This window comes from Saccharopolyspora sp. 6M (assembly GCF_020176775.1).
Lineage (GTDB): Bacteria > Actinomycetota > Actinomycetes > Mycobacteriales > Pseudonocardiaceae > Saccharopolyspora_C > Saccharopolyspora_C gregorii.
Genome location: NZ_JAIUJZ010000073.1, coordinates 1 through 25987 on the forward strand (window position 1 = coordinate 1; position 25987 = coordinate 25987).

The following is a 25987-nucleotide window of genomic DNA, read 5'->3' on the forward strand; positions in this document are numbered from 1 at the left end:
CCCGCGGGCGGGGGGGGGGGCGGGGGGGGGGGCGGCGCGCCGCCCCCCCCCCCGCCGCGCGGCGTTTTGCCGCCCCCCCCCCGGGGGGGGCCCCCGGGGGGGGCGGCCCCCCCCCCGGGCGCTGGTCGGCTCTTGTCGAGTCGTTCACTGCTACGTGCAGCCTCTCACTGGTGGAGGGTCAGGTCCGTCACGCGATCGCGTCGACGGCGCCCAGCACCTTCTGCTTGAACGCCTCGGGCAGCGAGACGTAGCCGGCCTCCTCCAGCTGCGCGGCGTCCGCGTTGGCGGCGACGGTCAGCACGGCCTTCACTGCCTTGGCGGTCTCCGGGTCGTAGCCCTTCGAGCAGACGATCTCGTAGGTGTTGAGCACGATCGGGTAGACGCCCGGCTGCTTGTTGCCGTAGATCGAGTCGAGGTCGACCCGCAGGTCGTGGCCCTCGCCCTCGACCTTGGCCCCGTCGATGGCCTTGCCGACGTTCTCGGTGGTCAGGTCGACCGGGCCGGCACCGCCGTCGATCTTGGCGATGCCGAGGCCGAGGTTCTTCGGGAAGGACCACTCGACGTAGGTGATGGCACCCGGGGTGGCCTTGACGGACTGGGCGACCTGGTCGCTCCCCTCGCGACCCTGGCCGATGCCCGGCCCCGACTGGAACTGCTTGCCCTCGCCCTTCCAGGCGCCGCCGGTCGCGGTGCTGAGGTACTTCTGGAAGTTGTCCGAGGTGCCGGACTCGTCGGAGCGGAAGAACGGGACGACGGCGAGGTCCGGCAGCTGCTTGCCGGGGTTCAGCGCGGCGACCGCCGGGTCGTTCCAGTTCTTGATCTGGCCCTGGTAGATCTTCGCGATCACGTCGGCGTTGAGCACCAGGTCGTCAACGCCTTCGACGTTGTAGGACACCGCGATGGGGCCGAAGACCATCGGGATGTTCCACGCCGGGTTGCCCTGGCAGCGCTCGGCGGCCTTGGCGACCTCGCCGTCGGCCTCGTCCAGCGGCGAGTCGGAGCCGCCGAAGTCGATCTGCCCGGCGGTGAAGGCGGCGACGCCCTTGCCGGAGCCGGACTTGGTGTAGTTGAGTTGCTGGCCTTCGCAGGCGATGCCGTAGTCGCGGGCGAACACGTCCATGGCGTTCTTCTGCGCGGAGGAACCTTCGGCGGAGACCGGCTTGGTGCCGCAGTCGACGTTCAGCCCGGCCAGCGCCGGGTTGCCGCCGCCCTGGGGAACGTTCTGGTCGGTGCCGCAGGCGGACAGCACGAGCGTGCCGGCCGCGAAGAATCCGAGCGCAGCACTGTGCCGCTTGATCTTCACTTCGTTCCTCCAGATCAGGGAAACACCGTGGGCGCGGCGCGCTGCCGCTCGTCTCCGAACGCTAAGCAGTGGGAGTGGATTCGCGCCATGCAACGGGTGAACGCGAAGTGAACAAGGCACGCTAAGTAAGCAGCGCCACGTTCCAACGGGTGACCGTCCACCATCTCGTGATCCAGGCGTTCGCAATCAGTGATCCAGACGGAGGGGGCGGATCACCGCCCGAACTGCACGTCCAGATCGGTGCGCTCGAAGCCCAGGCGCTGGTAGACCTTGATCGCGGGAGCGTTGTCGCCCTCGACGTAGAGCAGGACCTCCGCGCAGCCGGCCGCACGCAGGTGGCGCAGCCCGGCCGCGGTCAGCACCTTCCCCAGGCCACTACCCTGCGTGTCCGGATCCACGCCGACGACGTACACCTCGCCGCGCCCGTCCGGGTGGACCTTCGTCCAGTGGAAACCCAGCAGGCGGTCCTGCGGGTCCACTGCGAGGAAGAAGCCGGCCGCGTCGAACCAGTCCTCCGCTTCCTTCTCGCGCAGATCCGCCTCGCTCATCGCGCCCTGTTCCGGGTGCCATCGGAACGCTCGGTGATTGACCTCGACGACGGCGGCCTCGTCGGAGCCGGGCCGGAACGCGCGGATCGACACGCCGCCGGGCGCCGGGGCCTCCGGCAGTTCGGCGTCGGCGAGCCGCAGCCCCATCCGCCACAGCTCGCGCGGGCGGGCGAAGCCGAACCGCTCCGCCAGCCGCAGCGCACCCGGGTGCTCGCCGTGCGACCAGATCCGCAACCGGCCGGTGTCCTCGCCCGCGCCCTCCACCGGCAGGTCGGCGCGCTCCAGCAGCGCCCGCACCAGCCGGGTGCCGACGCCGCCGCGGCGCTGCGCCGGGTGCACGGCGAGCTCGGCGACCAGCAGGCCGGCCGCCTCGTCCGCGGTGTCCAGGTGCGCGTAGCCGAGCAGCTCGTCCGCCGCGTTCCGCACCACGAAGTGCTCGGAGCGGACGTCCGCCTGCACCGGCTCGATCTGCTGCGCCACGTCGCGGTGCGCGCGCAACCGCATGAGCACGTGCTCGCCCGCGGGCGCCACCCCGTCGGCCTCCGCGGCCGCGTCGAGCAGCGCCACCACCTCGGCCACCTCGGCCTGGTCCAGTCCGTTCCGCCACGTCAGCTGCACGGGCCCGACGTTACCCACCGAACCCCGCCCGGCACACGTGACGAACTCGGCACGACACCCCGGCGGGGCCGAATCCCGCGCCCGCCCGGATCTCGTCCGCCGGAACATCCCGCCGCCCGGTGGCACGATCACCAGGCCGCAGAACCACCCCACCGGCTGTCCTCGTGCGCGGGCTCGGACCGTCGCCCCCCGTCGGCCGAGCCCTCCGCCCCTGAGCCCGGGAGGAGGGCGGACCTAGACCGGCCGACACCGCCCCCGCAGCTCGGAGCGGCGGGGGCGGTGCGGCGGTGTCGGCTCAGGAGTGGGCGGCGATGATGGCTTCGGCCGCTTCGACGGCGCCGGAGGTGGCGGGCTGCTGCGGCTGGGCGGAGCGGGCGGGGCGGACGAACTTGTAGCCCACGTTGCGCACCGTGCCGATCATCGAGTCGTACTCGGCGCCGAGCTTCGCCCGCAGCCGCCGCACGTGCACGTCGACCGTGCGGGTGCCGCCGAAGAAGTCGTAGCCCCACACCTCCTGCAGCAGCTGCGCGCGGGTGAACACCCGTCCCGCGTGCTGCGCCAGGTACTTGAGCAGCTCGAACTCCTTGTAGGTGAGCTCCAGCGCCCGCCCCTTCAGCCGTGCCGTGTAGGTGGCCTCCTCGATCACGAGGTCGCCGACCGACAGCGAACCGTCGGCGGTGGCGCTCTCCCCGGCCCGGCGGGTGGTGAGCAGCCGCATCCGGGCGTCCACCTCGGCGGGGCCGCTGGTCGGCAGCAGGATGTCGTCCACACCCCACTCGGCGCTGATGGTGACGAGCCCGCCCTCGTTGACGATCGCGATCACCGGGGCGTCCCCGGCGGCGAGGACGCGGCACAGGTCCCTGGCTCCGGCCAGGTCGGTGCGGGCGTCGACGAGCACCACGTCGTGCGTCCCGGCGGAGAGGATCGCTCCGGGGTCGGGGGGCAGGACGCGCACCCGGTGCGGCAGCAGTGCCAGTGCGGGCAGTGCGGCTTCACCGTTCAGATCGCTGGTCAGCAGCAGCAGTTCGGAACTCATGTGGGGGTGCCTCCCGTCCCAGGGCCATCACCGAAGCGGCGGCTCGCGGAGGCCGACCGGACGGCGCGACAGACCGGACGACCCGGCTTCGTTGCCTGTGGATGCCGAGCACAATACCCCTCATGAGCACGAAAACCCCAGGTGAACCGGACGGCATCACATTTGTGAAGGCAACGCGAACCCGTGTTGCGCCGATGTTTCGGCCGACGCCGATCACGCTCTCGACCTCGGACGGGGTGCGGCTGCGCGGGCAGTACCTGAGCGGCCCGGGCAGCGCCGGAGTGGCGTTCGCGGTCGGGCACGGCTTCACCAACCACGTCCGGAAACCGGCGGTGCGGGCGGTGCTGCGGCGGCTCGCCGAGCACGGGGCGGTGCTCGCCGTGGACTTCCGCGGGCACGGGCGCTCCGGCGGAGCGAGCTCGGTCGGCCCCGCCGAGGTCGCGGACATCTCGGCGGCGCTGGAACGGCTCCGCGAGCTCGGGCACCGGCGGGTGGTGAGCGTCGGGTTCTCGCTCGGCGGCGCGGTCGCGCTGCGCCAGGCCGCGCTGGCCGACCCGGTGGAGCGGCCGGACGCGATGATCTCGGTGAGCGGGCCCGCGCGCTGGTGGGTGCGGGACACCCCGGCGATGCGGCGGGTGCACTGGCTGCTGGAGCAGCCGCACGGCCGGTGGGCGGCACGGCTGCTGGGCGTGCGCCTCGGCGAGGAGTGGGCCGAGGTCCCGGCCTCGCCGATCGAACTGGCACCGCTGCTCGCGCCGACCCCGGCGCTGCTGGTGCACGGCACCGACGACCACTACTTCCCGGTGTCCGACGCGGAGGCCCTGCACGCGGCGGCCGGTGGCGAGCTGTGGCTGGAGCGGGGCATGCGGCACGCGGAGAGCGCGACCACCCCGGAGCTGGTGGACCGGATGGCGCGCTGGGCCCGCACCGCCGTCGAGCGGTGCGCCGAGCGCGGTTGAGCGGGCGTTCCGGGGGATGTTGTCCAGGACACCTGTCGGCGTCCGGTGCTCAGGTGCGAAGGTGAACCGCACCGGATCACCCCGACCACGCCATCCGCTCACGAGAGAAACGGACCGCCCGCGGTGAAGAAGCTCGTCGTCACGCTGCTCCTCGTCCTCGGCCTGCTGGTCGTCGCCGACTACGGCGCGGCGTCGGTCGCCGAGTACCAGGTGTCGCAGCAGGTCCGCGAGCAGCTGGAGCTCGACGAGGACCCGTCGGTGCGGGTGCACGGCTTCCCGTTCCTCACCCAGGCCGTCGCCGGGGACTACCGGGACGTGGAGCTCGCGGCGAAGGCCGTCCGCGTCGGCCGGCTCAGCGAGCTCGGCGTCGAGGCGAACCTGCACCACGCGCGCGTCCCGCTGAGCGACGTCGTCGGGGGCACCGCGAACGAGATCCAGGTGGACGAGCTGGTCGGCCGGGTGAAGCTGAAGGCCTCCGACGTGGGGCGCTTCATCGGCATCACCGACCTGACGATCAACCCGGCGCCGAAGGACGCCCTCGACGAACCGGCGGACGACGCCAACGAGGGTTCCAGCGGCACCGCCGGGACGGGGACGAGCGATCGGAGCCGCGCGAAGGTGGCGCTGGACGGGTCGCTGGACATAGCGGGCAACGACGTGCGGGTGAAGGTGATCGCGGTGCTGTCGCTGCTCAACGGCCAGCTCACCATCGAACCGAAGAAGCTGGACATCGCCGACCAGGCGCTGTCGGACATCCCGCTCGGCGACGTCTTCGAGAAGTCGATCCTGCAGCAGTTCACCACCACCATCGACCCGGGCGTGCTGCCGTTCGAGGTGCGGCCCACCGCGGTGCGGGTGGAGCGCGGCGCGCTGGTCATGGAGGGCACCGCGGAGGACGTGACGATCGGCGCCGGCGGGGTGACCACGGGATGACCGGCTGGATCGTGCTGCTGGTCGTGGTCGCCGCGACGCTCGTGTTCGGCGCCTGGTGGCGTTCCCGCGAAGGCCGGGTGCGGCCGGCGAGCGGGCGGCTCGGGGCGGCGGGCGCGGACCGCGGCGCGACCGCCACCGAGGACGATCGCGGCTCCGGGAAGACCGGCGAGCCCGCGGGCGTTGCACCCGACGTGTCCGACCACCTGCCCGAAGGCCTGCGCACCCGGCTCGGCGACCTCGGCGGAGCCGGGGTGACGCTGCTGCAGCTGTCCACCACGTTCTGCGCGCCGTGCAGGCACACCCGGATCCTGCTGGCCGACCTGGCGCAGCGCACCGAGGGGATGCGGCACGTCGAAGTGGACCTCACCGACCACCCCGAGTGGTCGACGCCGCTGCGGGTGCACCGCACGCCGACGACGCTGGCGCTGGACGCCGCCGGGCGGGAGCTGTTCCGGGTCGGCGGCGTGCCCCGCCGCGACGAGCTCACCGCCGCGCTGCGCCCGCACCTGCCATGATCGCCCGGATGCTGGGAAACCCGGTGGGCGCCGCGTCCGGCGATCTCCGCCACACCGCCCGACGCGTGCCCCGCACCGACGTTGAGCTGCGGGTTCTCGGCCGCGCGTCGATGCGGCGGACCGAGCGGTGCGTCTCACCCAGTGAACGTTCTTCCCGCCGATCGGTCGGGACGGGTAGCCTCCGAGCCGTGCGCGTACTGCTGACCCGACGGCGCGCGGTGGACTTCTGCCGCGTGGGCAGCAGCCTGTGTCCGGAGCGCTGACCGGGCGGTGAACGATGCGCGCGGCGCTCGCGGTGGAACCTTCCCCGCGCAGCAGCCCGCATCCCGCACCGCCGGCCGGGCCGGGCGATCAGCCGGTTCCCGAGCTCCGGTCCACCCTGTCGGTCCAGCCAACGGAGGATGCCCATGCCCGCCACCCTCGACCCGCGCGGAATCCGCTTCACCGCCGCCATCACCAGCGTGATCCTGGCCATCGGCCTGGTCACCGGGAGCTGGCGGGTGCTCGCGGTGCAGACGGTCCTGTTCGCGCTGTGCGCCTTCGTCGGCATGGGCCTGAACCCGTGGGGCGCGGTGTACCGCTCGGCGGTGGCGCCGCGGCTGCGCGCCATCCCGGAGTCGGAGCGGGAGTCGCCGGCGCCGGTGCGCTTCTCGCAGGGGGTCGGGTTCGCGTTCGCGGTGGTCGCCACCGCCGGATACGCCTTGGAGTGGACGACGCTCGGCATGGTCGCCAACGCGCTGGCCTTGGTCGCGGCGCTGTTGAACGCGGCGTTCGGCTACTGCCTGGGCTGCCAGCTGTACCTGGTGCTGCGCCGGTTCGGGCCGGTGAAGCAGGAGGCCCGCTGATGGGCCCGCAACACACGTGCAAGGAACGAGAACGAGAAGGAGTCGCTCGATGAGCCGTGCAGAGGTCCTGGTCTCCACCGATTGGGCCGAACAGAACCTGAACACCGACAAGGTCGTGTTCGCCGAGGTGGACGAGGACACGACCGCCTACGACGGCGGCCACATCCCGGGCGCCATCAAGCTGGACTGGCGCAACGACCTGCAGGATCACGTGCGCCGCGACTTCGTCAGCCGGGAGGGCTTCGAGAAGCTGCTCTCCGCCAAGGGCATCTCGAACGACGACACCGTGATCCTCTACGGCGGCAACAACAACTGGTTCGCCGCCTACGCCTACTGGTACTTCAAGCTCTACGGCCACTCGGACGTGAAGCTGCTCGACGGCGGGCGCAAGAAGTGGGAGCTCGACGGCCGCCAGCTGGTCAAGGACGAGCCGAACCGCGGCGCCACCAGCTACCAGGCGCAGGACCCCGACACCTCGATCCGCGCGTTCCGCGACGAGGTCGTCGACGCGATCGGCACCAAGAACCTGGTGGACGTGCGCTCCCCCGACGAGTTCGCGGGCAAGCTGGTCGCCCCCGCGCACCTGCCGCAGGAGTCGGCGCAGCGCGCCGGGCACATCCCGCAGGCGGTGAACGTCCCGTGGAGCAAGACCGCCAACGAGGACGGCACCTTCAAGTCCGACGACGACCTCAAGAAGATCTACGCCGAGGCCGGGCTGGACGACTCGAAGGACACCATCGCCTACTGCCGCATCGGCGAGCGCTCCTCGCACAGCTGGTTCGTGCTCCGCGAGCTGCTGGGGCACGCGAACGTGAAGAACTACGACGGTTCCTGGACCGAGTACGGCTCGCTGGTGGGCGTGCCGGTCGCGAACCCGAGCCAACAGGAGGCGTGACATGAGCCTGGACGGATGCGGTGCGCCGCAGCAGGGGGCGACGGCCGTCGCCGAGGACACCGATCAGGTCGTGGTGACCGGCAAGGTGCGCTCCGGCGCGGCTCCGGTCGGCGGGGCGTTCGTGCGACTGCTGGACGCGACCGGGGAGTTCACCGCCGAGGTCGTGTCCTCGGCGGAGGGCGACTTCCGGTTCTACGCGGCTCCCGGGTCGTGGACGGTGCGCGCGCTGCACCGCGACGGCAAGGGCCAGTCGGACGTGTCCGCGTCCGGTCCCGGCGTGCACCCGGTGGACATCGCGGTCGCCTGATCCCGACCGCTCCCGGAGGGCCGGTACCCCGCGCGGGTACCGGCCCTCCGGCGTTCGCGGGGGTCAGACCTTCGTGGAGCGCAGCAGCGCGAAGGCGCGCTCGTCCCGGTCGGGGGGCGCCGGCTCGGAGCCGTCCGCGCAGCCGACGGTGGTGAACTCGACGATCTCCCAGCCGGTGCGCGCGAACAGCCGCTTCAGCCCGGTCTCGGAGAAGATCCAGAAGTTGGTGGCGTCGTCGTTCGCCTCCGCCGGGTCCAGCAGGTACGCCACCGGCTGCTCCCGCAGCGGCGTGCCGTCCGGTGCCTGCCGCGCGACCCGGGTGGACAGGAAGCACAGCTCGGCCCGCTGGGCCAGCGCCTCCAGCACGTAGAACGGGTTCTTCAGGTGGTAGAGCAGCCCCAGGAAGAACACCGCCCCGTAGTGCTGCGCGGGCAGCGCGAACTGCGAGTCGAGGTCGATCTCGTGCACCCGCACCTCGGAGGACAGCTCCTCGACGAGCCGCCGCGCCCCGCGCAGTCCGTTGAAGTTCGTCGGCGGGTTGTCCACCACGTCCACCGAGCAGCCCAGCTCGTGCTCCAGGAAGAACCCGAAGTCGCCGTCGGCGGCACCGATGTCGGCGATCCGGCTGCCCGCGATCCGGTCGAACACCTGCCGCTGCGGGCCGGTGAGCAGCCGGTCCAGGTGGAAGATGTTCGCCATCGTGTCGTACGGGTACCAGTCGAACTCGGCGGGAGCGATCTTCTCCTTGCGCGCGAGCAGCTCCTCGCGGAAGGCCAGCGCGCGTTCGCGCAGCGTGTCGAAATCGGTCATGTCGGCCCGGTTCCCCCAGTTCTGGCGGTCTGCTGCCTGCGAATCATGCCCGACGCCACACCCCACGTGGTGCGCGCGGTGGTTATCCTTTGCGCGTGGAACTCATACCTTTCCTGCACTACGGCCTCGTCACGCTGCTCGGCATCGCCGGTGATGGTCCTGTGGTTCGCCGGGTACGTGCTGTACCGGCTGTACAACGACTGACCCGCGGCGGTTCGCGCGCGGGTGCCGCGGGTAATCTCCGAACGATGAGCACGACGTCCAACCAGCCGGAGCCCGGCAGCGGCGACGCGGCCGTGCAGGCCGCCGCGGAGCGCGCCGAGAAGACCCGGTCCCGCAACGTTCCGACCTTCGACGACCTGCCCGGCGTCGGTGACACCGCGAACCTGCGCGAGGGTCCCGACCTGAACAGCGCGTGCTTGATGCTGCTGCCGCTGGTCGGGGTGTGGCGCGGCGAGGGCGAGGCGTCGCACCCGTCGCTGGACGAGAGCTACCGGTTCCTGCAGCAGGTCACCTTCGCCCACGACGGGCGCCCGTTCCTCTACTACGAGAGCAGGGCGTGGCGGCTCGACGGCGAGGGCGGTTCCGTGGTGGAGCCCGCGTTCCGCGAGGTCGGCTTCTGGCGGCCGCAGCCGGACGACACGATCGAACTGCTGCTGGTGCACAGCTCCGGCGTCTCGGAGATGTTCTTCGGGCAACCGCGGGGCAAGACGACCTGGGAGCTGTCCACGGACGCGGTGATCCGCACCCCCACCGGCGAGGACGCGACGGCGGCGAGCCGGCTCTACGGCGTCGTCGACGGGTCGCTGGCCTACGTGGAGGAGCGCGCGACCTCGGAGCACGAGCTGCAGCCGCGGCTGTCGGCGAAGCTGGAGCGCATCGTCGGCTGACGTCCCCCCGATCTCGCACGTGCCCCGCGGTGCCGCCCCGGGGGCCACGTCGCGCTTCAGTACAGCGATTCGTAGCGGCCGGTGAGCTCCCGGGTCAGCTCCGGATCGACCGCCAGCGGGACCCCGTCGAGCGCGTTCACCGGGGTGATGAGCCGGACGCTGGAGGTCATCCACACGCCGTCCGCGGTGCGCAGCTCCGCCTGGTCGAACGGTTCGACCCGCGTCTCCCAACCGGCCTTCTCGGCGGCGCGGAACAGCGCGCCCTGCGTGGTGCCGGGCAGGATCCCGGTGCTCGGCGGCGGGGTGCGCAGCGTCCGGCCGCGGGCGATGACGACCGCCGACGTGGGGCCTTCGAGCACCGAGCCGTCGGTGGCGGTGAAGATGACCTCGTCGGCGCCGCGGCGTTCCGCTTCGCGCAGCGCGGCCATGTTCGTCGCGTACGACAGCGTCTTCGCCGACAGCAGCAGCCACGGCGCCCGTTCCTTGAGGTCGGGCGCGATCCCGCGGTCGAGGGTGACCGCCGAGACGCCGTCCTGGCGCTTGCGCAGCGTGTCGGCGCCCACCGAGGACCCGGTGGCGAAGCCGGTGGGGGTGCCGTCGCCGCCGTCGACGCCGCGGCTGCACACGAGCTTGAGGGCCATCTCGCGCTCGGCGTCCCAGGGCCACGCGTCGATCACCGCTCGGGTGGCGCGCTCCCACACCTCGCGCGGCGGGGCGGGCAGGTCCAGCAGCGCGGCCGAGCGCTCCAGGCGGTCCAGGTGCGGGCCCAGCTCCCGCGGTTCCCGCGCCACCACCAAGATCGTTTCGAAGATTCCGTCGCCGCGGGTGACCGACAGGTCGTCGGCGCGCATCAGCGGCGCCTCCGGATCGGCCAAGGTCCCGTCCAGCAGTGCCAGTACACGCATACCCGCAGCCTAGGCGCCCTGCCGCGGGCCGGTGCCGCGCAGGGGTGGGCCCCGGCGGGCGGGCCCGGTCCCGCGATCAGCGGCGGCACCCGCCGTCCGCGCGAGGGGAGTTCGCGGACGGGCGCCGGGGGTGCGGGGCATACGATCGGAGGCGAGCCGCCGCCTTCGAGCACAGGAGCCAGCAGTGGGTGAGAAGGGATCGCTGCGCACCACACTGCACCGGCACGGCCTGCGGGTCACCCCGCAGCGCCAGCTGGTGCTCGACGCCGTGCGCGAACTGGGGCACGCGACCCCCGAGCAGGTGTGCCGCCAGGTGCGGGACACCGCGCACGCGGTGAACATCACGACGATCTACCGTGCCCTGGACGTGCTGGAGGAGATCGGGTTGGTGCGCCACACCCACCTCGGGCACGGCGCTCCCACGTACTCGGCGGACGAGCACGAGCACGTGCACCTGGTGTGCCACCGGTGCGGGGAGATCGACGAGGTGCCGTGCGACCTGCTCGACGACCTCGCGGAGCTGCTGCGGCGGCGGCGCGGGTTCGAGCTGGACGCCACGCACCTGGCGCTGTCGGGGACGTGCCGCGCGTGCCGCGGCCCCGAGGGCGCCGACCATCCGGAGCGCGCGGTCGAGGAGACACGATGAACTCACCCCTGCTGGAGCTGCCCGGAGCCGTGGCGGCTCCCGAGGAGGCCTCGCTGGACACCTCGCTCGACGTGGGGGTCGCGTGGCACTTCGGCGACCCGTTCGCCGAGCAGCGGTCGGCGACGCGTTCGGCGGTGGTGGTGGACCGCTCGCACCGCCGGATCATCGCGGTGCCCGGCGAGGAGCGGTTGAGCTGGCTGCACCTGGTGCTCTCGCAGCACCTCACCGAACTGCCGGAGGGCCGGGGGACCGAGGCGCTGGTGCTGGACAGCCAGGGGCGGGTCGACTGCCACCTGCTGCTCGCGCACCACGACGGCGTCGTCTACCTGGACACCGAGGCGGACGCGCAGGCGTCCAGCGCGCTGCCGTCGATGGGCGTGGACGGCAGGCAGCCGCTGCTGGAGTACCTGGAGGCCATGCGGTTCTGGTCGAAGGTCGAACCGCGCGACGCCTCCGACGAGTTCGCGCTGCTGAGCGTGCTGGGGCCGGACGCGGTGGACCTGCTCGGCAAGGCGGGCGTCACCGACGTGCCGACGAAGCCGTACGAGGTGGCCGGGCTCCCCGGTGGCGGGTTCGCGCGGGCGGTGCCGTTCCGCGGGCTGTACACGGTGGACCTGGTGGTGCCGCGCGAGTCGCTGGTGGACTGGTGGACCCGGGTGACCGATGCGGGGGTGCGCCCGGCGGGCACGATGGCCTACGAGTCGCTGCGCGTGGAGGCGCTGCGGCCGCGGGTCGGCGTGGACACCGACGAGCGGGCGATCCCGCACGAGCTGGGCTGGATCCACACGGCCGCGCACGTCGCGAAGGGCTGCTACCGGGGCCAGGAGACGGTGGCGAAGGTGCACAACGTGGGCAAGCCGCCGCGGCGCATGGTGCTGCTGCACCTGGACGGCTCGGTGGAGATCCGCCCGGAGACCGGTGATCCGGTGTGGCACGGCGAGCGCAAGGTGGGCCGGGTCGGTTCGGTGGTGCTGCACCACGAGCTGGGCCCGGTGGCGCTGGCGATGCTGAAGCGGACCGCGCCGGTGGACGTGGAGCTGGTGGCGGGCGATGCCGCGGAGGGCCGGGCGGTGGCCGCCGCGGTCGATCCGGACTCGGTTCCGCCGGACACCGGTGAGCCGCCGGGGCGGATCGCGGCGCAGGGTCTTCGCGGCCGCTGACCCGATGCCCCCGACCGGCGACCACACCGGGTGATGCTGATGGATTCGGTCACCCTGACAGGGGATATTTGACGGATCGGAACAACTGCGCGGCGCCGCCGGTGTGCCAAGATCACCCCATGACACGGTCGCCGGATCCGACGGGCGCGGTCCTCGCCGTCGCCCCGGCGCGCCCGGGCCGCGACGAGTCCGGTTCCGACGTCGTCGCCCGGTTCGCGCGCACCGCGGCGGACTGCGCCCGCGTCGGCGCCGCCGTGCTGGACCTGGCGCCGGTGCCGGGAGTTCCGCTGGCCGAGCCGGTCCGGGCCGTGCGCCGGGCCGGGTTGCTGGCCCGCGTCGCCGCGACTCCCGATGCCACGCCGGCCGAACTGCTGTCGTGCGGTGCGGACGCGCTGTGCGCGCCGCTGGACGCGCCGGCCGAGTTCCTCCGCGAGCTGCGGGCGGGCGTGGCGGAGCGCGGTGCGGCGCTGCACCTCCTGGCCCGCGGCGCGGCGGAGCTGGCGCTGCTGCGGGACGTCCCGGAGCCCGCGCACGTCGTGGTGGTCTTCACCGGTGACGGGCCCGGTGCGGTCGCCGCGTTCGCATCCGCAATGGATCAGGTCCCCGCGGGAACCGCCCGCACCGCCGCGGGCGTCGGACCCGCCGGGTTGCCCGTGCTGCTGACCGCGCTGGCCGGTGGTGCGCACGTCCGCATCGGACGCGGCGACACCCCGGACTACGCGCCGGGGACGCCGGCCCGGGACGACGCGCAACTGGTCGCCAGGGCCGCGGGCGTCGCGAAGATCGCGCAGCGGCCGCCGCTGGCGCCGGAGCGCGCCGCCGAACTGCTCGGGATCAAGACGTGATGCGGGAGTACTCGCAGGACATGCACACTGGACGCACCAGCCGCACCGGCCGTCGCGATGCCGCCAGGGCATCGGGTGCCGGTGGGCACGATCGACGGAGGATGGGCACGTGATCGAAGTCCGCCCCGGTGGGCGCCGCCGGATCGACCGGGTCCTGGACCCGGCCTACGCCGACGGGATCGAACAGCGCGAACTGGGCGAGGTCCGCGAACTGCGCGACGAGGCCGCTCAGGAGGAGACCGATCTGTCGTACCTGCGGCGGATGCTGCACGCGCGGATCGACATCGTGCGGGCCGAGCAGCGCAGGCGCACCGAGGACGGCTCCGCTTCGGTCGTGGAGCAGCTGGTGAACATCCTCTCCGACAACGCGGTCGGCCCGGCCACCGGTTCCGGCCGCTACCAGACCACCGAGCCGTCGCGGGCCGAAGCGCACCGCAGGCACGTGGAAGCGCTGGTGTCGGACGTGGACCTGTCGAACGTGACCTCGTTGACCGACGCCAAGCTGGACACCGCGCTGGCGGCCTACACCGGCGAGGAGGACTCGGTCTCGCAGCGGCGCCGCGAGGTGCAGGCCGTGGTGGACCGGTTCAACGGCGAGATCGCCCGCCGCTACCGCGAGGGCGCCGCCTCGGTGGACGACCTGCTGGCCGCGGAGCGGGACCGCCCGTGACCGCTCCCGCCCCGCTCGTCGAGCTGGTGCGCGGCGGGCTGCGCGAGGGGGTCCACTTCGGATCGGTGGTCCTGCTGGACGCCGACGGCTCGGTGCTGCGCTCCGCCGGTGACGTGCGGTCGCCGATGTTCCCGCGCTCCACGGTGAAGCCCGCGCAGGCGCTGGCGATGCTGCGCGCCGGGCTGGACCTGCCGGACGACGCGGATTTGGCGCTGGGCGCCTCCTCGCACGACGGGGAGCCCGGGCACGTGGAGCGGGCGCTGGCGCTGCTGCGCCGGCACGGCCTGGACGAGGACGCGCTGCGCTGCCCGCCGGACCTGCCGGGCCACGGACCGACCCGCGAGCACCGGCTGGCCGACGGCATCGGCCCGAGCAGGCTCGCGATGAACTGCTCCGGCAAGCACGCGGCGATGCTGGCGACCTGCGTGCAGCGGGGTTGGCCGGTGGAGAGCTACCTGGATCCGGCGCATCCGCTGCAGCGGGGCGTGCGGGAGGTGATCTCCGAGTTGTCCGGCGATCCGATCGACCTGACCACCGTGGACGGTTGCGGAGCGCCGCTGTTCGCGATCTCGTTGCTCGGGCTGGCCAGGGTGTTCCGCGGCGTGGTGACCGCGGGTGGTGACGCCGGCCGGGTGGCGGACGCGATGCGCGCGCACCCGTGGCTGGTGGCGGGCACGGACCGGGACGACACGGCGCTGATGACCGCGGTGCCGGGGCTGCTGTCGAAGATCGGCGCGGAGGGCGTGCTCGCGTTGGCGCTGCCGGACGGGCGCGCGGCCGCGGTGAAGATCAGCGATGGCGCCTCGCGGGCCCGCGGCCCGGTGGCGGTGGCGGTGCTGCGCGCCTTCGGCGTGCGGGTGGCCGGGGACGAGCTGGACCGCATCGCCGAGCAGCCGGTGCTGGGCGGCGGCGAGCAGGTCGGCGTGCTGCGGGTCATCGCGGGCGCCGTGGACTGAGCAGGAGTGCGGGTCCGCCCGGTACCTCGGAGGTGCCGGGCGTGCTCGTCGTGCGCGCGATCCGCACCGTAGACTCATATTCTGGACTCATTTTCCCACTTCTTGGGAGCAGTGATGGCTGACGTCTACACGCACGGGCACCACGAGAGCGTGCTGCGCTCGCACCGCTGGCGGACCGCGGAGAACTCCGCCGCCTACCTGCTCGCCGACCTGACCCCCGGCGCCGCGGTGCTCGACGTCGGCTGCGGACCAGGCACGATCACCCACGACTTCGCCGAGCGCGTCGCCCCCGGCCACGTCACCGGCGTGGACAACGCCGCCGAGATCGTCGAGCAGGCGAGCGCGGGCGCGCCCGCCAACACCGAGTTCCAGGTGGCCGACGTGTACGCGCTGCCGTTCGCCGACGGCTCCTTCGACGTGGTGCACGCGCACCAGGTGCTGCAACACCTCACCGACCCGGTCGCGGCGCTGCGCGAGATGCGGCGGGTCTGCCGGCCCGGCGGGATCGTCGCCGCCAGGGACGCCGACTACGCGGCGATGACCTGGTATCCGCAGCTGCCCGCGCTCACCGACTGGCTCGACCTGTACCACCGCGTGGCGCGCGGCAACGACGCCGAACCGGACGCCGGGCGGCGGCTGCTCGGGTGGGCGCGGGAAGCCGGGTTCGGCGAGGTCGACGCCACCGCCTCCGCCTGGTGCTTCGCCACCGCCGAGGAACGCACCTGGTGGGGCGGCCTGTGGGCGGACCGGGTGCGGAACTCGGCCTTCGCCACCCAGGCCGTCGAGCGCGGGCTGGCCACCGGCGCCGAACTGGAGCGGCTGAGCGCGGGCTGGCGCGAGTGGATCGACGCCGACGTGGCCTGGTTCGCCGTCCTCAACGGCGAGATCCGCTGCCACCGCTGAGGATCCCTCGCGGCGGGAGAGCGGCAGCGGTCAGTTGTAGCGCTCGCGGGCGGCGAACTCGGACCAGAAGTCGCGCAGCGCCTCGTAGCGCTCGCCGACCTCCACCGTGTCGCCGGACTCCATCGCGTCGATGATCGCGTGCACGTCCTCCGCCGAGGTGTCGGCGTCCAGGTCGCTGTCGCTCATCATCTGCACCAGGCCGCCGTAGTCCAGCTCCACCGCGGAGTGCGGGTGGAACCGCTCCAGCCAGCGACCGGTCTCGCGCAGGATCTTGGTGGGCCCGCCGTCGCCGATGGAGTCCCGCGCGACGGAGTGCGCCCGCGCCACCCGGCGCCGCGCGTCGGCCATCGCGACCCGCCAGCACACCCGGCGGGTGCCGTCCGAGTTCCCGGCCTCCCGCTCCACCGGGTCCACCAGCACGAACCACGGCAGCGGGACGGTCCAGGTGGACGAGAGCACGTGCACCGCGTTCTCGGCGAGCTCGCTGACCACCGCGCTGGCCTGGCTCTTCGCCTTCTCCACCGGCAGGGACAGCACCGCGGAGCGCAGCGGCAGCTCGGCCGCGCCGAGGAAGCCGACCAGCGCCGCAGCGGACCTGCCGCGCAGGTCCAGCGGGCACACCAGCGGGCCGGGGCCGACGGTCGCGGCAGGACCGCTGGGCACGGACTCGGGGTCGAGGGTGAGGACATCACCGGAATGCGCGCCGGTGCCCTCGTCGGGCAGCAGCTTCGGCGGAGCCGACACCTGGGTGCGCAGCCACTGGTCCTGTTCCCTGGTCGCCGCGACGGTCGGTTCCAGCGCTCCCCGCTCCAGGGTCGCGGCCAGCTGCTCGCGCAACGGGGAATCGATCGACGACAAGGGTTCGTACACCCTCAGGTAGGCGACGAACGGTTCAGGCACGCGAGTATCGTGCCATGCGCCCCGATGGTGCCTTCGGCTGCCCGCGTTGGACGGCGAGCCGGGGGCCTCGACGATCGCGGACCGCCGATCCGCGATCTGGGGGGAAGGTCACGCGCGACACGGAGACTCTCCAGGGCACCACGTCGCGTAGAACCGCATCGGCACGGTACGGTAGTTACAGGAAAAGTTGTCGAGATCATGCGGGGTCGCCGTTCCCCTGGCCACCCCGCACACCCTGCGCGAGGGGGTCGAGCCATGGGGCGCGGCCGGGCTAAGGCCAAGCAGACGAAGGTGGCCCGCGAGCTGAAGTACAGCTCCCCCACCATGGACGTCGAGGCATTGCAGCGGGAGCTGTCCACGGAACCGCCTGGCGAATGGTCCGAGGAGGACCGCGACGACACATACGACGACGGGTACGACGACTACCGGCGTTGACGGCACGTGCACACCGGGTGGACGGCTTCAGCTTCGTCCACTCGGTGTTCTGTGTCGCAGGTAGCGTCGTTGCGTTCCCGCAGTCGTTCCGTGGGCGAGAGGCACCAGCTGTGTGGTCCTGTCGAAATCGCCCGGTCGGCGCGCATCCGCTGGATGCGCTCCGTCCGGGCGGAACAGGTCGTGCGGATGTCGGCGAGCGGTGCCGACGGCCTGGTGAGCGCGTGATCGCCGAACACGCCACGAGAACACGAGATGAGTGCGCCGGTCCGCCGGCGCACTTTTTTCGTTCCCGATCGGACTCCGGCGGGCCGGACGAGTAGGGGCCGGTGTGCGGGCCGCCTCTCGGCGGATGGCGCTGCAAGGCTCCAGCCGAACGGTATTCCCTGCAGGCTCGTGATGGAGCCCGGGGGCACGCGCACACCGGCCACCCCGTACAACGGGCGGGTCCACTGCGGAATTCCCGGCTCCGCGAACTTTTCCGGGCGATGCCGGGCCGGGCCAGAGCGGGCCCCGGACGCACCGCGGGGGGCGACCGTGGTGCTCGGTCGCGCCCCGCGGGTCAAGTCCTCAGAAGCGGGGGTGGTTGCCCCGGACGACGACGCGCTGGTCCTCGGCGGCGTCCTCCACCGCGGGCTGCTTGGCGACCTCGCCGAGCACCCAGGCGGGCACGTGGCGCGCGGTCAGCACCGCCAGCGCCCGGTCCACGTCCTCGGCGGTGACGACGGCGACCATGCCGACGCCCATGTTGAAGGTCCGCTCCATCTCCTCGGTCTCGACCCGGCCGCGCTGCGCGATGAGGCCGAACACCGGGTCCGGGGTCCAGCTGCCGCGGTCCAGCACCGCGGTGAGGCCCGCGGGCACCACCCGCGCCAGGTTCGCGGCCAGGCCACCACCGGTGACGTGCGCGAAGGTGCGCACCTCGGTCTCGGCGGCCAGCGCCAGGCAGTCCTTCGCGTAGATGCGGGTCGGCTCCAGCAGCTCCTCGCCGAGGGTGCGGCCGAACTCCTCCACGTGGCCGGTCAGCGGCATCCGGGCCAGCTCCAGCAGCACGTGGCGGGCCAGCGAGTAGCCGTTCGAGTGCAGCCCGGACGAGCCCATGCCGATCACCACGTCGCCGGGCCGGACCTTGTCCGGGCCGAGCATCCCGCTCGCCTCGACGACGCCGACGCCGGTGGCGGAGATGTCGTACTCGCCGGGCGCCATCATGCCCGGGTGCTCCGCGGTCTCCCCGCCGAGCAGGGCGCAACCGGCCTGCAGGCAGCCTTCGGAGACGCCCTTCACCAGGTCGGCGATCCGCTCCGGCACGACCTTGCCGACGGCGATGTAGTCCTGCAGGAACAACGGTTCCGCGCCGCACACCACGAGGTCGTCGACGACCATCGCGACCAGGTCGAGGCCGACCGTGTCGTGCTTGTCCATCGCCTGCGCCACGGCGAGCTTGGTGCCGACGCCGTCGGTGGAGGAGGCCAGCACCGGTTCGGTCCACCGGTCCAGCTTCAGCTGGAAGAGGCCGGCGAAGCCCCCGAGCGAGCCCAGCACTTCCGGCCTGCTCGCCCGCTTCGCCCAGGGCAGCATCTGCTGCACGGCTTCGTCGCCTGCCTCGATGCTCACCCCCGCGTTCGCGTAGGTGGCCTTCTCAGCTTCGGCGGATGAGCCTGCGAGCAGGTCTTCGGACACGACTGACTCCACATCTGGTGTGCGTTCAACGTTGGTGGGCTCGCGGTCGGCGGCGCGAGCGCTGTGGGCCATCCCACAACGGCCCTGCCCCTTGCCTACCACAGGCGTACCCGCCGGTACCCGTTCCGTCGCGCGGATTTCCGCTTCCACCCGGCTGCGGGCCACGGACGGACCAGCCCGGCCGGAGGGCGGCACCACGCTACGCGGCGCGCCCGGTGCCGCCGCGGCCGGTCAGGGCCTGCGCAGCGCGTCGGCTCCGCCGTAACCGCTGGACAGGACCGGTTCGGCCGGTCCGGCGACGCCCTTCTCGGAACTGCCCGCCACGCCTTCGAGCAGGTACTTGCCGAGCTGCGCCTCTTCCGGCAGCGGGATCGGGTAGTTCCCGTCGAAGCAGGCCGCGCACAACCGGGTGCGCGGCTGCTCCGTGGCGGTGACCAGCCCGTCCAGCGACACGTAGCCGAGCGAGTCGGCACCGATGGAGCGGCGGATGCCGTCGGTGTCGGTGCCGCTGGCGATGAGCTCCGCGCGGGAGGCGAAGTCGATGCCGTAGAAGCACGGCCACTTCACCGGCGGCGAGGCGATCCGGACGTGCACCTCGATCGCCCCGGCCTCGCGCAGCATCCGCACCAGGGCGCGCTGGGTGTTGCCGCGCACGATCGAGTCGTCCACGACCACCAGGCGCTTGCCGCGGATGACCTCGCGCAGCGGGTTCAGTTTCAACCGGATCCCGAGCTGCCGGATGGTCTGCGACGGCTGGATGAAGGTGCGCCCCACGTAGGAGTTCTTCACCAGCCCGTTGCCGTAGTCGATGCCGGAGGCCTGCGCGTAACCGATCGCCGCGGGCGTGCCGGACTCCGGCACCGGGATGACCAGGTCGGCCTCGACGGGGTGCTCGCGGGCCAGCTTGCGGCCGATCTCCACCCGGGTGCTGTTCACCGAGCGGCCGGAGATCGTGGTGTCCGGACGGGCCAGGTAGACGTACTCGAAGATGCAGCCCTTCGGCTTGGGGTGCGCGAAGTGCTGCGAGCGGAGGCCGTCGGCGTCGATGGCGAGCAGCTCGCCCGGCTCGACCTCGCGGACGAAGGACGCACCGACGATGTCCAGCGCCGCGGTCTCGCTGGCCACGACCCAGCCGCGCTCCAGCCTGCCCAGCACCAGCGGGCGCACGCCCTGCGGGTCGCGGGCGGCGTACAGCGTCGACTCGTCGGAGAAGACCATGGAGAACGCGCCGGACACGGTGGGGAACAGGTCCATCGCGGCCTGCTCGATGCCCTTGTCCGCGGCGTGCGCGGCGAGCAGCCCGCACACCAGGTCGGAGTCGGTGGTGGCGCGGTCGCACGCGGAGGCCGGGGAGGAGCTGTTCGCGGACACGGTGTCGACGCCCTCGGCGACGACCCGCTCGCGCAGCTCCGCGGTGTTCACCAGGTTGCCGTTGTGGCCCAGCGCGAGACCACTGCCGGAGGCGGTGGTGCGGAAGGTCGGCTGGGCGTTCTCCCAGCTCGCGCCGCCCGTCGTGGAGTAGCGGTTGTGCCCGACGGCGACGTGGCCGCGCAGCGAGGCGAGCACCTGCTCGTCGAACACCTGGCTGACCAGGCCCAAGTCCTTGTAGACCAGCACCTGCGAGCCGTCGCCGACGGCGATGCCCGCGGCTTCCTGGCCGCGGTGCTGGAGGGCGAACAGCCCGTAGAAGGTCAGCTTCGCGACCTCCTCGCCAGGAGCCCACACGCCGAAGACCCCGCACTCCTCGTGCGGCACGTCCTGTTCGAACGGATCGGCGGGCGGTTCGGGGGCGCCGCCCGAACCGGGAGCGCTGGAGGTAGCGGGAACACTGCCGTCTGGCCGGTCGAAGACCACCGAGAACTCCCTGGAGGACGGAGTCGGAGTTACGCCTCAGTGTAAACGGGCGTCGAAGGCCGGATGACCGGCCGCCTCCGCGAACCACGACGAGCACCCCCGTTGAGCAGGACTTTCGACGAGGGCGTGCCACCGGTGTGAACCCGGTCATCGCGGTGGCCACCCCCGTCCGCACCCGCCCGCTCACCCGAGGTGGCCGCGCGGGCAGCACTCGCAGCGGGCGTTGCGCCGACCGGTCCTCGGGCGGCCGCCGATCGGAGCAGCGCCCCCGGCCGTTCGGCCCGCGGGCCGAGTTCCCCGGGCCTGCGGCTAGAAACGTCGCCATGACCTCACGCAGCGACAGCGCCCGGGCCGAGCACATCGCCTCGGTGCTGCGCGAACGGATCTACGGCTCCATCGCCTGCCTGAGCACGCTGCTGGTGCTCGTGCGGCATCCCGGCGAGCACGTGGAGCCGTGGACGGCGGTGCTGGACGTGGTGGTGGCCACGGGCGGGCTGTGGGCGGCGAGCCTGCTCTCCGAGTACGTCGCGCACCTCGCCGTGCGGGAAGTGGTGGCGGAACCGCTGCACCCGGCGCGGATGCTGCGCACCTCCGGGCAGATCCTGCAGGCCGCGGTGCTGCCGGTGCTGCTGCTGGTCGGCTCGGCGCTGGGCCGGGTGCCGTTCGCGGTGGCGACGTGGACGAGCATCTGGTTCCTGGTCGCCACGATGGGCGTGTTCGCGGTGCTCGCGGTGCGGCGCACGCGGTTGCCGTGGTGGAAGCGCGCGGTGCTCGTCCTGGTTCTCATCGGGCTGGGCCTGCTGGTCGTGCTGCTGAAGTCGGCGCACTGACCGAGGACTCACTGGTGCTGCGGAGCACCGGGGTGGCGGGTTCTCCTCTTGCTCTGGTGGTCGCCGCTCAGCGGCTTCGCCGCTGACAGGGGAACGACCGAGGACCCGTCGGCAGGCTCACAGGCAGGCGGCGAGGTTCCGCCACCCCAGTGCTCCACAACAAGAGCCGGAAAGAATTCGGTCAAGACGCGCGGACCAGGGGGAGCCACGCGGTGAGGTCGGCCCGGGACCCGGAGGCGCTGACCCGGCCGTCCTCGACCGCGGTGGCGAAGTCCAGCTCACCGGTGGCCAGCAGCAGCCAGGTGCGCGGATCGGTCTCGATCACGTTCGGCGGGGTGCCGCGGGTGTGCTCGGGGCCTGCGACGCACTGCACGGCGGCGTACGGCGGCACCCGCACCTCGACGGTGCGGCCGGGCGCGATCTCCTCCAAGGTGCGCAGGCTCGACCGGACCGCGGCCGCGGTCTCCGCGCGCGCCGGGCGCCGCGCCTCGTCGGCCAGCCACGGGGCGACCGCGTCGATCGCCGCGCGCAGTTCGTGCGGGTCGACCCGCCGACGTGGAGGCATGCGGCCAGCTTAGGACTCGCCCGGAGCTCTTCCCGAGCCCGCACCGCTGGGCCGACCGGGCGAAACCCCGGCCGGTTCCGGCCGAACGCACCGGAGGCGCACCGCGCCGTCCCTAGGCTCCGGCTCTGCTGTCGGAGGGGACGCACCGGACGGGCGCGGTCCCTGCTGGGGACGGCCCCATCCGCTGAGGGGAACCGGAATGAGCAGCATTCGCACCGCACGCCGAGCGGCGCTCACCGCCGTGGTCGTCACCGCCCTGGTGGGCACCGCCGCGCAGGCCGCGCCGCCGGACGTCCAGGACGTGCTCAACGCCTACCAGGCGCAGACCGGCCCGGGCGCCGGCGTGCACGGCGGGGACCCGGCCGGGAGCTGGGAGCTGAGCGCGGGCACCGCCCAGGTGGGCACCGCCCGGCCGCTGCGCTCCACCGACCACTTCCGCGCCTACAGCCAGACCAAGACATTCACCGCCACCACCGTCCTCCAGCTGGTCGACGAGGGCTCGGTCGAGCTCGACGCGCCGATCGAGCGCTACCTGCCCGGCGTGGTCGCGGGCGGCGGCTACGACGGCGGCGCCATCACGGTCCGGCACCTGCTGCAGCACACCAGCGGGGTCCCGGCCGGACTACCCGATCCGCGACCGGGGCCGGACGGGACCTACTCGTTGGAATCCCTGGTGCGCGCGGGGCTGAGCAGTCCGCCGGTGCACGAGCCCGGCGGGGAGTTCGTGTACGCCAACACGAACTACCTGGTGCTCGGCATGCTCATCGAGCGGATCACCGGCGAGCCGGTGGGCACCGCCCTCACCGAGCGGATCATCCGGCCGCTGGGGCTGGCGGACACCACGTACCCCGCGGCGGGCGACCGGTCCGTGCCGGAACCGCGGGTCAACGGGTACCGCGGCGGGCGGGTGCCGCCGTTCGACCTGTGGTTCGACGTCACGACGAACTCGGAGCCGTCCCGGTCCGCGACCTCCGGCGCGATCATCTCCACGCAGCGGGACCTGGTGCGGTTCTACCGGGCGCTGCTCGACGGCGAGCTCACCTCGCCCGCCGCGCTCGCCGAGATGAAGCGGACGGTGCCGATCCCGGAGGGCGGCGGCAACGCGGCCGGCCTCGGGCTGATCAGCAGGCCGCTGGCCTGCGGCGGGGCGGCCTGGGGGCACAGCGGTTCCGGCGAGGGCTACCTCTCGCTCACCGAGGTGACCGAGGACGGCGGGAACGCCTCGGTGCTGACCAACGCGCAGATCGACTCGCCGCTGCTGGCGGAGGTGACCGGTTCGGCGTTGTGCGGCTGATCCGCCGCGGCCCGTTCGCCGGACGCGGCGGGCGGGCCGTCCGGTCAGAGCCAGCCGAGCTTGACGGCCTGCATCCCCGCCTGGAACCGGGTTTCGACGCCGAGTCGGGCGATCAGTTCGCGCACCCGCCGGTGGGCGGTGCGGGCGCTGAAGCCCATCAGCCTGCCGATCGTGTCGTCGGTGGCGCCGGAGGCCAGCAGCGACAGGATCCAGCGCTCCTCCTCGGAGGGCTGGTCGTCGCCGACGAGCCGTTCCTGCTCGGAGGTGAACGGGGCGGCGAACCGCCACATGTCCTCGAAGATGCGCATCACCGCGACGAGCATGGCGGAACTGCGGATCACCACCGCGCTCTCGACCGTGTGCTCCGTGGTGGTCAGCGGCAGCAGCGCCACCTCGTTGTCCACCACGATCATCTTCGTCGGCGCCACGTGCACCACGCGGGCCTGTTCGCCGAGCGCCACCAGCCGCGAGGTCAGCTCCAGCTGCGGGGAGCGGGCGAGCGCCGAGCGGTCGTAGAGCACCTGGTAGGCGACGCCCTCGGCGAGCTTGCGGGATTCCAGCGAGTCCAGCGATCCGGTGGCGGCGTAGGGCGGTTTCGCGACGCCCTGCACGAGTTCGGTGGCGCTGCGCTGGAGTTCGTAGGCGGCCCAGCCGACGCGGCGGGCCCCGTGCACGACCTGGAGCACTCCGCCCGAGCCGCCCGCCTGGGCCTTGGCCGCGTGGGCGACGGAAACGACGGCTTCGCGCGCTTCGACCTGGGAGCGCACCGCGCGTTCCGCGTCGGTCGCCGCGGGCCTGGTCCGGCCGGGCAGCTCCGACGTGGTCGGTTGTGCGCGCTCAGGCGCCTCGGTGTATCCGGATAACACGGCACACCCCTTCGTGACGTGCCTTCGCGGGCGGGGCCCAGTCGATCTTGGTCTGGACCAGTTCCGCGAGAGGCAGCGAGCGGCCCCCTCGATCGATACCGTAACCAGCTTGAGATCGTCCCGGGAACCCACTTTTGCCGTAGGGCACCGCTCAACCTTTGTCGAACACCATTCGGCGGTCGCGGCCCCTCCGCTGAACGTGCCAACCCGCGGCGCGCACCGGTCCCCGCCTCCGGCGCGGAGGCGGGGACCGGTCCGATCAACTCACAGCTCGCCGGTCTGCAGCAGGTCGGCGATCGTGCCGGACGGGGCGCCGCCGATGACGTCCGCCGACGCGGAACCCTGCAACCCGCTGATCACGTCCGCGGGCGCGGCGCCCGCGTTCGCCGCCAGGTGCAGCGCCGCGACCCCGGCCACGTGCGGGCTGGCCATCGAGGTGCCGCTGAACGTCGCGGTCCCGCCACCGGGCGCGAGCGACACGATGTCCACGCCGGGGGCGTAGCCCTCGACGGTGGCGCCGAAGTTGGTGAACTCGGCGGAGGCGTCGGTCTCGTCGGAGGCCGCCGTGGTGAACACGCCCTCCGCGCTGGCCGGGGAGACGTTCTCGGCGTCCTGCGCCTCGTTGCCCGCCGCGACCGCCAGGAACACGCCCTCGTCGACCAGGCCCGTGGCGGCCTCGTTGAGCGCCGGATCCTTGCTGCCGCCCAGCGACAGGTTCGCCACCGCGGGACCGTCGGCGTCCTGGGCGACCCAGTCCAGCCCGGCGATGATGTCCGCGGTGGTGCCGCTGCCGTTGTCGTCGAGGACCTTCACCCCGACCAGGTCGGCGCCCTTGGCCACGCCGTAGGTCGCGGACCCGATGGTGCCCGCCACGTGGGTGCCGTGGCCGTGCCCGTCGGCACCGTCGCCGCCGGTCGCGTCGAAGCCGATCGACGCGCGGCCCTCGAAGTCCGGGTGGGTCGGGTCGATGCCGGTGTCGACGATGTAGGCCGTCACGCCCGCACCGGTGCCGTTCGGCGCGTAGTTCCCGTCGAGCGGCAGGTTCGGCTGGTCCAACCGGTCCAGGCCCCACGAACCGACCTCGGCGGGCCGCTGCGGCTGCTCGACCTGGATGCGGAAGTTCTGCGACACGCCTTCCACGTCGTGGCTCGCGCGCACCGCCCGCAGCTGCTCGGGGGTCAGCTCCGCGGAGAACCCGGTCAGGCTGTGCGTGTAGAGGTGGTCGGTGCGCACGCCGAGCTCGGCGGCGACCGCGGCCGGGTCCTGCCCGTCCTGGAGATCGACGACGTAGGAGTCGGCGGCGCCGTCCGCGGACAGCACCGCCGCTTCGGGGTGCAAGGTCAGCGGGGCGAGCGTCGGCGCCGCGAACGCCGGGGCACCGGCGAACACGAGCGCGGCGGCGGTGATTCCCGCTCCGGCCATCCTGCTTCGGGAGAGCATTTTCGTCATGGTCCCTCTTCCTTCAGCGCCGCCCGGGTGAGGCCGAACGGCGATCTGATGGTGCAAAACGGAACGTAAGCCACGGGGACAAGCGGATTTGCGCACTTGGCGATTAGTGGTCAAACCCTTGCGCGGACGTGGGAGCACCATTCAACGACGCAGGCCGGAAAATCGTCAACACCCTTCCTACCTGCGACTTCAATGCCTGTTCGACACTCAGCGCACCGCATTCGCCATTTCCCCGAATTGGTTCGCAAGACTGGCGGCGCACCGGCGAGCGGATGAGCCGGCGAGCACGCAGCGCGCAGAATGGGCGGCGGGGAGCGGCCCGTTCACCCCGATGGCGGCACGAATCGGTCCCCGGCGGCGGTCCCGAAAAGGA

Annotated in this window: 27 protein-coding genes; 16 read left to right on the forward strand and 11 right to left on the reverse strand. The window is 72.8% G+C overall.

Annotated elements, in window-relative coordinates; translation table 11 throughout:
• Positions 1-187: 187 nt before the first annotated feature.
• The 3 genes from pstS to LCD31_RS11865 form a co-directional block, all read right to left on the reverse strand.
• Entirely contained in the window at positions 188-1303 is a 1116-nt protein-coding gene (pstS, locus tag LCD31_RS11855; protein WP_224957989.1) for a phosphate ABC transporter substrate-binding protein PstS, read from the reverse strand.
• Positions 1304-1515: 212 nt separating this feature from the next.
• Positions 1516-2469 (reverse strand): mycothiol synthase, encoded by a 954-nt coding sequence (gene mshD / locus LCD31_RS11860; protein ID WP_308011321.1) that lies wholly within the window; start codon positions 2467-2469, stop codon positions 1516-1518.
• 295 nt (positions 2470-2764) lie between these two features.
• Complete coding sequence (locus LCD31_RS11865) at positions 2765-3505, reverse strand: response regulator transcription factor (RefSeq protein WP_224957990.1); 741 nt, start codon at positions 3503-3505, stop codon at positions 2765-2767.
• Positions 3506-3699: 194 nt separating this feature from the next.
• Here LCD31_RS11865 and LCD31_RS11870 point away from each other — a divergent pair, with 194 nt between their 5' ends.
• The 6 genes from LCD31_RS11870 (at position 3700) to LCD31_RS11895 (ending at position 7959) form a co-directional block, all read left to right on the forward strand.
• Positions 3700-4464 carry an alpha/beta hydrolase gene (locus LCD31_RS11870; RefSeq protein ID WP_224957991.1) on the forward strand — a complete coding sequence of 255 codons (765 nt, stop codon included), beginning with the start codon at positions 3700-3702 and terminating at the stop codon, positions 4462-4464.
• Positions 4465-4587: 123 nt separating this feature from the next.
• On the forward strand, positions 4588-5397 hold the full coding sequence (locus LCD31_RS11875; RefSeq protein ID WP_224957992.1) for an LmeA family phospholipid-binding protein: 810 nt from the start codon (positions 4588-4590) through the stop codon (positions 5395-5397).
• Positions 5394-5912 carry a thioredoxin family protein gene (locus LCD31_RS11880; RefSeq protein ID WP_224957994.1) on the forward strand — a complete coding sequence of 173 codons (519 nt, stop codon included), beginning with the start codon at positions 5394-5396 and terminating at the stop codon, positions 5910-5912. The genes LCD31_RS11875 and LCD31_RS11880 overlap by 4 nt, the downstream gene beginning before the upstream one ends.
• Before the next feature lie 401 nt (positions 5913-6313).
• Complete coding sequence (locus LCD31_RS11885) at positions 6314-6757, forward strand: DUF4395 domain-containing protein (RefSeq protein WP_374108071.1); 444 nt, start codon at positions 6314-6316, stop codon at positions 6755-6757.
• A gap of 49 nt (positions 6758-6806) precedes the next feature.
• Positions 6807-7652, forward strand: a complete 846-nt coding sequence (locus LCD31_RS11890) for a sulfurtransferase (RefSeq protein ID WP_224957996.1) — start codon at positions 6807-6809, stop codon at positions 7650-7652.
• Between the two features lies 1 nt (position 7653).
• Positions 7654-7959 (forward strand): DUF1416 domain-containing protein, encoded by a 306-nt coding sequence (locus LCD31_RS11895; protein ID WP_224957997.1) that lies wholly within the window; start codon positions 7654-7656, stop codon positions 7957-7959.
• 63 nt (positions 7960-8022) lie between these two features.
• Here LCD31_RS11895 and LCD31_RS11900 read toward each other — a convergent pair whose 3' ends face one another.
• Positions 8023-8769, reverse strand: a complete 747-nt coding sequence (locus LCD31_RS11900) for a methyltransferase domain-containing protein (RefSeq protein ID WP_224957998.1) — start codon at positions 8767-8769, stop codon at positions 8023-8025.
• Between the two features lie 248 nt (positions 8770-9017).
• Here LCD31_RS11900 and LCD31_RS11905 point away from each other — a divergent pair, with 248 nt between their 5' ends.
• Positions 9018-9659 (forward strand): FABP family protein, encoded by a 642-nt coding sequence (locus tag LCD31_RS11905; RefSeq protein WP_224957999.1) that lies wholly within the window; start codon positions 9018-9020, stop codon positions 9657-9659.
• A gap of 56 nt (positions 9660-9715) precedes the next feature.
• Here LCD31_RS11905 and LCD31_RS11910 read toward each other — a convergent pair whose 3' ends face one another.
• The gene (locus LCD31_RS11910) at positions 9716-10564 is read right to left on the reverse strand and encodes an aminodeoxychorismate lyase (RefSeq protein ID WP_224958000.1); all 849 of its coding nucleotides are present in this window, start codon (positions 10562-10564) and stop codon (positions 9716-9718) included.
• Positions 10565-10748: 184 nt separating this feature from the next.
• Between LCD31_RS11910 and LCD31_RS11915 the strand changes: the two genes are divergently transcribed.
• The 6 genes from LCD31_RS11915 (at position 10749) to LCD31_RS11940 (ending at position 15744) form a co-directional block, all read left to right on the forward strand.
• Positions 10749-11210 (forward strand): Fur family transcriptional regulator, encoded by a 462-nt coding sequence (locus LCD31_RS11915; RefSeq protein WP_224958001.1) that lies wholly within the window; start codon positions 10749-10751, stop codon positions 11208-11210.
• Complete coding sequence (locus LCD31_RS11920) at positions 11207-12370, forward strand: folate-binding protein YgfZ (protein WP_224958002.1); 1164 nt, start codon at positions 11207-11209, stop codon at positions 12368-12370. Before LCD31_RS11915 ends, LCD31_RS11920 begins: the two co-directional genes overlap by 4 nt.
• Positions 12371-12489: 119 nt before the next feature.
• On the forward strand, positions 12490-13215 hold the full coding sequence (locus tag LCD31_RS11925) for a 3-keto-5-aminohexanoate cleavage protein (protein WP_224958003.1): 726 nt from the start codon (positions 12490-12492) through the stop codon (positions 13213-13215).
• 109 nt (positions 13216-13324) lie between these two features.
• Positions 13325-13885 (forward strand): aerial mycelium formation protein, encoded by a 561-nt coding sequence (locus LCD31_RS11930; protein ID WP_224958004.1) that lies wholly within the window; start codon positions 13325-13327, stop codon positions 13883-13885.
• Complete coding sequence (locus tag LCD31_RS11935; protein WP_224958005.1) at positions 13882-14841, forward strand: asparaginase; 960 nt, start codon at positions 13882-13884, stop codon at positions 14839-14841. The genes LCD31_RS11930 and LCD31_RS11935 overlap by 4 nt, the downstream gene beginning before the upstream one ends.
• A 114-nt stretch (positions 14842-14955) precedes the next feature.
• Complete coding sequence (locus LCD31_RS11940) at positions 14956-15744, forward strand: methyltransferase domain-containing protein (protein WP_224958007.1); 789 nt, start codon at positions 14956-14958, stop codon at positions 15742-15744.
• A gap of 30 nt (positions 15745-15774) precedes the next feature.
• Here LCD31_RS11940 and LCD31_RS11945 read toward each other — a convergent pair whose 3' ends face one another.
• On the reverse strand, positions 15775-16644 hold the full coding sequence (locus LCD31_RS11945; protein ID WP_224958009.1) for a hypothetical protein: 870 nt from the start codon (positions 16642-16644) through the stop codon (positions 15775-15777).
• A 255-nt stretch (positions 16645-16899) separates the two neighbouring features.
• On the opposite strand from LCD31_RS11945, the gene LCD31_RS11950 reads away from it, so the two are divergent.
• Positions 16900-17079: a DUF3073 domain-containing protein gene (locus LCD31_RS11950; RefSeq protein WP_224958010.1), complete on the forward strand. Its 180-nt coding sequence runs from the start codon at positions 16900-16902 to the stop codon at positions 17077-17079.
• Between the two features lie 567 nt (positions 17080-17646).
• Here LCD31_RS11950 and purM read toward each other — a convergent pair.
• Both purM and purF read right to left on the reverse strand, forming a co-directional pair.
• Positions 17647-18756: a phosphoribosylformylglycinamidine cyclo-ligase gene (gene purM, locus LCD31_RS11955; protein ID WP_224958011.1), complete on the reverse strand. Its 1110-nt coding sequence runs from the start codon at positions 18754-18756 to the stop codon at positions 17647-17649.
• 231 nt (positions 18757-18987) lie between these two features.
• Positions 18988-20511, reverse strand: coding sequence for an amidophosphoribosyltransferase (gene purF, locus LCD31_RS11960; RefSeq protein ID WP_224958060.1), 1524 nt, complete (start codon positions 20509-20511; stop codon positions 18988-18990).
• Between the two features lie 422 nt (positions 20512-20933).
• Between purF and LCD31_RS11965 the strand changes: the two genes are divergently transcribed.
• Positions 20934-21440 (forward strand): hypothetical protein, encoded by a 507-nt coding sequence (locus LCD31_RS11965; protein WP_224958012.1) that lies wholly within the window; start codon positions 20934-20936, stop codon positions 21438-21440.
• A 181-nt stretch (positions 21441-21621) separates the two neighbouring features.
• Here LCD31_RS11965 and LCD31_RS11970 read toward each other — a convergent pair whose 3' ends face one another.
• Positions 21622-22005, reverse strand: a complete 384-nt coding sequence (locus LCD31_RS11970) for a sterol carrier family protein (protein ID WP_224958013.1) — start codon at positions 22003-22005, stop codon at positions 21622-21624.
• Positions 22006-22204: 199 nt separating this feature from the next.
• On the opposite strand from LCD31_RS11970, the gene LCD31_RS11975 reads away from it, so the two are divergent.
• Complete coding sequence (locus tag LCD31_RS11975; protein WP_224958014.1) at positions 22205-23299, forward strand: serine hydrolase; 1095 nt, start codon at positions 22205-22207, stop codon at positions 23297-23299.
• Between the two features lie 44 nt (positions 23300-23343).
• On the opposite strand, the gene LCD31_RS11980 is transcribed toward LCD31_RS11975, so the two are convergent.
• Together LCD31_RS11980 and LCD31_RS11985 are read right to left on the reverse strand one after the other, a co-directional pair.
• Positions 23344-24165 (reverse strand): DNA-binding response regulator, encoded by an 822-nt coding sequence (locus tag LCD31_RS11980; protein ID WP_224958015.1) that lies wholly within the window; start codon positions 24163-24165, stop codon positions 23344-23346.
• A 264-nt stretch (positions 24166-24429) separates the two neighbouring features.
• A complete protein-coding gene (locus LCD31_RS11985; protein ID WP_224958017.1) occupies positions 24430-25614 on the reverse strand; it encodes a S8 family peptidase in 1185 nt (394 codons plus the stop codon).
• Positions 25615-25987 lie beyond the last annotated feature (373 nt).

What these genes read in the sequence shown, in the direction of transcription:
- LCD31_RS11970 (WP_224958013.1), bottom strand. Translation starts at nt 22,005, where the DNA reads ATGCCTCCACGTCGGCGGGTCGACCCGCACGAACTGCGCGCGGCGATC.
- LCD31_RS11870 (WP_224957991.1), top strand. Translation starts at nt 3,700, where the DNA reads ATGTTTCGGCCGACGCCGATCACGCTCTCGACCTCGGACGGGGTGCGG.
- LCD31_RS11885 (WP_374108071.1), top strand. Translation starts at nt 6,314, where the DNA reads ATGCCCATGCCCGCCACCCTCGACCCGCGCGGAATCCGCTTCACCGCC.
- LCD31_RS11910 (WP_224958000.1), bottom strand. Translation starts at nt 10,564, where the DNA reads ATGCGTGTACTGGCACTGCTGGACGGGACCTTGGCCGATCCGGAGGCG.
- LCD31_RS11905 (WP_224957999.1), top strand. Translation starts at nt 9,018, where the DNA reads ATGAGCACGACGTCCAACCAGCCGGAGCCCGGCAGCGGCGACGCGGCC.
- LCD31_RS11975 (WP_224958014.1), top strand. Translation starts at nt 22,205, where the DNA reads ATGAGCAGCATTCGCACCGCACGCCGAGCGGCGCTCACCGCCGTGGTC.
- LCD31_RS11865 (WP_224957990.1), bottom strand. Translation starts at nt 3,505, where the DNA reads ATGAGTTCCGAACTGCTGCTGCTGACCAGCGATCTGAACGGTGAAGCC.
- LCD31_RS11950 (WP_224958010.1), top strand. Translation starts at nt 16,900, where the DNA reads ATGGGGCGCGGCCGGGCTAAGGCCAAGCAGACGAAGGTGGCCCGCGAG.
- LCD31_RS11985 (WP_224958017.1), bottom strand. Translation starts at nt 25,614, where the DNA reads ATGACGAAAATGCTCTCCCGAAGCAGGATGGCCGGAGCGGGAATCACC.
- LCD31_RS11925 (WP_224958003.1), top strand. Translation starts at nt 12,490, where the DNA reads ATGACACGGTCGCCGGATCCGACGGGCGCGGTCCTCGCCGTCGCCCCG.
- LCD31_RS11880 (WP_224957994.1), top strand. Translation starts at nt 5,394, where the DNA reads ATGACCGGCTGGATCGTGCTGCTGGTCGTGGTCGCCGCGACGCTCGTG.
- LCD31_RS11940 (WP_224958007.1), top strand. Translation starts at nt 14,956, where the DNA reads ATGGCTGACGTCTACACGCACGGGCACCACGAGAGCGTGCTGCGCTCG.
- LCD31_RS11920 (WP_224958002.1), top strand. Translation starts at nt 11,207, where the DNA reads ATGAACTCACCCCTGCTGGAGCTGCCCGGAGCCGTGGCGGCTCCCGAG.
- LCD31_RS11890 (WP_224957996.1), top strand. Translation starts at nt 6,807, where the DNA reads ATGAGCCGTGCAGAGGTCCTGGTCTCCACCGATTGGGCCGAACAGAAC.
- LCD31_RS11895 (WP_224957997.1), top strand. Translation starts at nt 7,654, where the DNA reads ATGAGCCTGGACGGATGCGGTGCGCCGCAGCAGGGGGCGACGGCCGTC.
- LCD31_RS11965 (WP_224958012.1), top strand. Translation starts at nt 20,934, where the DNA reads ATGACCTCACGCAGCGACAGCGCCCGGGCCGAGCACATCGCCTCGGTG.
- LCD31_RS11900 (WP_224957998.1), bottom strand. Translation starts at nt 8,769, where the DNA reads ATGACCGATTTCGACACGCTGCGCGAACGCGCGCTGGCCTTCCGCGAG.